We start from the raw sequence: 5,260 nt of genomic DNA on the forward strand, positions 1-5,260 counted from the left end.
CCCAAGGAAGAGGTCAAGCCCGAGCCGGTCAAGCAGGCCGACCCCAAGCCGACACCGGCCAAGCCGGCGCCAACCCCGCCACCGCAGGACAAGACCGCTGCCATCGATCCGACGCCCGAGGTCAAGCCTGACGCCGTCGCTGAAGCCATAGCGCAGGAGCCGTCCGCCGAGGCGACGCAGCTGCCGGATTCCGCTCCCGCGCCGGAAGCGCGGCCGAAGCCGCAGCCGGCGCAGGCCGAAAGCGCCAAGGCGCCGGAACGCAAGAACGCCGACAAGCCGGTCAAGGAAGCGTCGTCGAAGCCGAAGTCCGACGACAAGCAATTCAACGCCGACGAGATCTCCGCGCTCCTCGACAAGCAGAAACCATCCGGCGGTGGCGCCAAGCGCTCGACCCAGCAGGCGTCGCTCGGCGGCGGCAAGGATCAGGGCCAGAAGCTTTCCAGGTCCGAAATGGGTGCTCTGGAAAGCCAGCTTGGCGGCTGCTGGACCCTTCCCGCGGGCCTTGAAGGTTCCGAGAACTTCGTCGTCGTGGTGCGGTTCAACCTGGATGGCTCCGGCAAGCTGGATGGACGCCCGGCGGTCGAAACGTCGAGCGGAAACCGCCAGTTCGACGAAAGTGCCGTTCGTGCGGTGCAAAAATGCGATGTCACCGGCCTGCAAGTTCCCGCCGGCAAGCAGGACATCTGGGCCGACGTTCGCGTCACCTTCGATCCAAGGGAGATGCTGGGCCTTTAAGGCCCGGGTATCCGGAAATTCAGTACGAGAAGCGAGAAGACATGAAATCAATCCTCAAGCCGCTCCTGATGGTCGCAGCAATGGCGATGGGCATGACCGCGGCAGGCACGTTGCCGGCGCTGGCGCTGGTCGAGCTCAACGTCAACAAGGGCAACGTCGAGCCGCTGCCGATCGCCATCACGGATTTCCAGGGCGGCGACGCGCTTGGGGCGCAGATTTCGCAGATCGTCACCGCCGATTTGAAGCGTTCGGGTCTGTTCGCGCCGATCGACAAGAGCGCCTTTATCGAGAAGATCACCAACCCCGATGCAGCACCGCGCTTCGACGACTGGAAGGTGATCAACGCGCAGGCGCTGGTCACCGGCAGCGTCAGCAAGGAAGCCGACGGCCGCATCCGCGCCCAATACCGGTTGTGGGACACTTTTGCTGGCCAGCAGATGGCCGGCGAGCAGTTCTTCGCCAACGACGCCAATCAGCGGCGTGTCGCCCACATCATCGCCGACGCCATCTATGAGCGGCTGACCGGCGAAAAAGGCTATTTCGACACCCGCGTCGTCTTCATCGACGAATCCGGCGCCAAGAATGCGCGCAAGAAGCGCCTCGCGATCATGGACCAGGACGGCGCCAATGTGCGCTATCTCTCGGACGGCAGGTCGATCGTGCTGACGCCGCGTTTCTCGCCGAACCGGCAGGAAATCACCTACATGTCCTATGAAAGCGGCCAGCCGCGGGTCTACCTGCTGCAGATCGAAACGGGGCAGCGCGAACTGGTCGGTAATTTCCCCGGCATGACCTTTGCGCCGCGCTTTTCGCCCGACGGCCAGAAGGTGATCATGAGCCTGCTGCGCGACGACGGCAATTCCAACATCTTCGCCATGGACCTGCGCAGCCGCTCGACGACGAGGCTGACCAACTCGACCGCCATCGACACCTCGCCGTCTTATTCGCCCGACGGCAGCAAGGTGGTGTTCACCTCCGACCGGGGCGGCCGTGCGCAGATCTACTCGATGGGCGCCGACGGTTCGGGCCAGACCCGCATCTCCTTCGGCGACGGCGTCTATTCGACGCCGGTCTGGTCGCCGCGCGGCGACCTGATTGCCTTCACCAAGCAGACCGGCGGCGAATTCCAGATCGGCGTCATGAAGACCGACGGCTCGGGCGAGCGCATCCTGTCCTCCGGCTTCCAGCAGGAGGGGCCGACCTGGGCGCCGAATGGCCGCGTGCTGATGTTCTTCCGCGATTCCGCCGGCGGGCCCAAACTGGTTTCGGTCGATCTGACCGGACGCAACGAGCAATCGATCCCGACGGTGAACTTCGCTTCGGACCCGGCCTGGTCGCCGCTGCTTGAATAGAGGAATTGAGGAACTGGGGAATTGAAGAACTGAAGAATGGAGAAGGCGGGCGGCTACATTAATCGCGCGAAGGATCTAGAGGTATATAAGCGCGCTTATGTGGTTTCTCTTGACGTCCATAAAGCTACGCTCGCTTTCCCCAAAATGGAGCAATACGCGCTGGCTGATTAGTTGCGTCGCTCCAGCAAAGGAATCTGCGCCAATTTGGCTGAGGGATTTGCCAAGCAGACTCACTCCAAACCCGAATTCGCGCGGTTCATTTCGATGGCAATGGGGTCATGCAGCGAGGTGGAGACGTGGATTTCCTATGCGTTCGACCTTGGATACACCAGCCAGGCACAACACGACGATTGGCTGCGATCCTATGCCCATATCTACGGCATGCTGATCAATCCGAGAGAAAAGCTGAAGTGAATTCTCTCTTCAGTTCCTCAATTCCCCAACTCTTCAATTCCTCATTTCCATCTCTTTGTCGCGTTTTGGCCGTATTTACGCCTAGGGTCCGCGTGAAATGTGGCTTCAGGCAACGGGCTGCGGACGGGCAGCTTAAAGCAAAATTAACCGTGTTTCTTGAATGCCGGTTAACCCAAACGTGGTTACTGGGTGATCAACGAAATCACTCAAAATAGATCACTCGAAATACGAAGGAGAGGCGGCATGGGCCGTATTGCAGCACTTACCAGAAACCCGGTCATGATCGCGCTGGTGGCGATGCTCGCCATCGCAGGTTGCGCCTCGAAGAAGACGCCGAACAACGCGGCCGATCTTGGCCTTAACGGCGCCGGCGCCGCAACACCCGGATCGGCGCAGGACTTCACCGTCAACATTGGCGACCGCATCTTCTTCGATACGGACTCGACCTCGATCCGTGCCGACGCGCAGACGACGCTCTCGCGCCAGGCGCAGTGGCTGAACCAGTACAAGCAGTATGCCATCGTCGTCGAAGGCCATGCCGACGAACGCGGAACGCGCGAATACAATTTGGCGCTCGGCGCCCGCCGCGCCGCCGCCACCCGCGACTTCCTCGTTGCCAAGGGCGTTTCGGCCAGCCGTCTCAAGACCATTTCCTACGGCAAGGAACGTCCGGTCGCGGTGTGCGACGACATCTCCTGCTGGTCGCAGAACCGCCGCGCGGTCACCACGCTTAGCGGCGCTGGCTCCTGAAGCATCACGCAGCCGACCGGCGCGTCAAAGAACACGCGGCCGTCTAGCGTTAAAAATGCAACATACCTGTGCGAAAGGCGGCCTTGGGGCCGCCTTTTTCATATCCGGACGATGCTCGAAACAAAATTTGGCCGAAGTCTCGGCTCCTGCTATGAGCCGAGGGCGCTTGGCTGGTCCCATTCTGGTTGGAAGGCGCGAACAAGCTAACGAAATCACTGCGAGAGGCACATGCATTTGAGATCGGTTCTGAGCGGCACGCTTGCGCTGCTGCTCCTATCAGGCGTCACCGCCCTGGCCAGCGGCACCGGGGCGAGCGGCACGGGGCAATCAACCGACAGCGGCTTTACCTTCCATCTTCCCAGTATCGAATTGCCCAGCCTTTTCGGTCAAAAGAAGAAACCGGACCAGGTTCAGCTGGTGCAATCCGATCCTGCCGCTGTCACCAGCCTGGAAGAGCAGCTGCGGCAGATGAACGGCAAGATCGAGGAACTCAATTTCCAGGTCCTGCAGATGCAGGAGCAGATCCGCAAGCAGCAGGAAGACAATGAATTCCGCTTCCAGCAGCTGGAAGGCGGCGGCACGCAAGGCGGGCAGCCGCCGGCGCAGAAGAAATCGGACGCCACCACCGGCACCGACAACGATGTGGCGGCGGCCCCGGCAATACGGGCGCCGGCCGATGCCGGCGCCGCGCCCGCCAACGATCAATCGGCAGGCGGCAAGACGGTCGAGGACGTCATCGTCGAATCTCCCGACGGCGACCCCGGCAAGGTTATTCCCGGTACGGGAGCGCCGGAAAAGAATTTCGGCACCATCACCGTCGACAAGAATGGCAATGTCATCGATGCCGGCGGCAACACACAATCGACCGCGCCGGCGCAGGACACCGCGCCAGTCGCCGGGGCGCCGCCCAAGGCCGGCAAATCCGATACGGTGGTCGCGGCGTTGCCCGCCACCAACAACCCGGAAGAGCTTTACCGCAACTCCTACCAGTTCATCCTTTCGGGTGACTACGGCACCGCCGAGCAAGGTTTTCGCGACCACATCGCCCGCTTCCCCAAGGATGCGAAGGCGGCGGACGCGCATTACTGGCTGGGTGAGTCATTGCTCGGCCAGCAGAAATACCGCGATGCGGCCGAGACGTTCCTTGCCGCCAGCAAGGACTACCCCAAGGCCAAGAAAGCTCCCGACATGTTGCTGAAGCTCGGCGTGTCGCTGGTCGGCCTCAAGCAGCATGACGTTGCCTGTGCCACCTTCAGCGAGGTCGGCAAGCGCTACCCTGATATTTCCAGTGCGCTCAAGGAACGCGTCAAGCAGGAGAAGGCTCTGGCTGCCTGCTGATCCTTGTCCTACATGTCGTTGTCCTGAAACCGGGATCACTTTTGGGCGACATGCATTATGCTCGACACCGAGCCGGACCTTTCGACTAACCCTCTTTCGCATATCGATTTTACCAGCGGCGCTGTTGCGGCCGTGTCCGGCGGCAGCGACTCGACCGCCCTGCTCCTTCTTCTCAAGCACCATCTCGACTGCACGGCGCCGGCAACCAAGCTGCTGGCGGTAACGATCGACCACGGTTTGCGGTCCGGTTCGGCTGCGGAAGCGCAAACAGTGGCGAAGCTGTGCGCCAGATTCGGAATTTCACACCGCATCCTGACATGGTCGGGCCCCAAGCCATCGACCGGCCTGCCCGCGGCTGCTCGCGAGGTGCGCTACCGGCTGCTGGCCGAGGCGGCACAAGCTGAAGGCATCGGCCTGATCCTCACCGGCCATACCGCCGATGACCAGGCAGAGACGGTGCTGATGCGGCAAGCGCGCGAAGAAGGATTGGCGCGGGACGGGGGCCAAGGCCATGCCGAAATGGCAGGCCGGGGACTTGCCGGCATGGCGCCGGCCACCTTGTATGACTGGCGCGAGTGGATCGTTCGGCCGCTTCTCGGGTTGCGGCGCGAGGCGCTGCGCGACGTCCTGCGGCGTGAGAATGTCGGCTGGGCCGACGACCCCACCAATAT

6 protein-coding genes are annotated in these 5,260 nt (G+C 62.1%); all 6 read left to right on the forward strand.

Translation table 11 applies throughout. From position 1 onward, the window contains the following. On the forward strand, positions 1-735 hold a 735-nt coding region (locus EN749_RS30065), incomplete at its 5' end, for an energy transducer TonB (RefSeq protein WP_128364521.1). Between the two features lie 41 nt (positions 736-776). Continuing rightward, positions 777-2,087 carry a Tol-Pal system beta propeller repeat protein TolB gene (gene tolB, locus EN749_RS30070; protein WP_128364522.1) on the forward strand — a complete coding sequence of 437 codons (1,311 nt, stop codon included), beginning with the start codon at positions 777-779 and terminating at the stop codon, positions 2,085-2,087. A gap of 171 nt (positions 2,088-2,258) precedes the next feature. Then, entirely contained in the window at positions 2,259-2,501 is a 243-nt protein-coding gene (locus tag EN749_RS39660) for a four helix bundle protein (protein ID WP_348629390.1), read from the forward strand. Positions 2,502-2,744: 243 nt separating this feature from the next. Next, entirely contained in the window at positions 2,745-3,251 is a 507-nt protein-coding gene (gene pal / locus EN749_RS30080; RefSeq protein WP_013529149.1) for a peptidoglycan-associated lipoprotein Pal, read from the forward strand. A gap of 228 nt (positions 3,252-3,479) precedes the next feature. Beyond that, positions 3,480-4,589, forward strand: coding sequence for a tol-pal system protein YbgF (gene ybgF / locus EN749_RS30085; RefSeq protein WP_127396527.1), 1,110 nt, complete (start codon positions 3,480-3,482; stop codon positions 4,587-4,589). Positions 4,590-4,646: 57 nt separating this feature from the next. Beyond that, positions 4,647-5,260, forward strand: a 614-nt coding sequence (gene tilS, locus EN749_RS30090) for a tRNA lysidine(34) synthetase TilS (protein ID WP_128364523.1), incomplete at its 3' end; no start/stop codon positions are given.

Origin of the sequence: Mesorhizobium sp. M7A.F.Ca.ET.027.02.1.1, assembly GCF_004022985.1 — a bacterium.
In the GTDB taxonomy this organism is placed as follows: Bacteria; Pseudomonadota; Alphaproteobacteria; order Rhizobiales; family Rhizobiaceae; genus Mesorhizobium.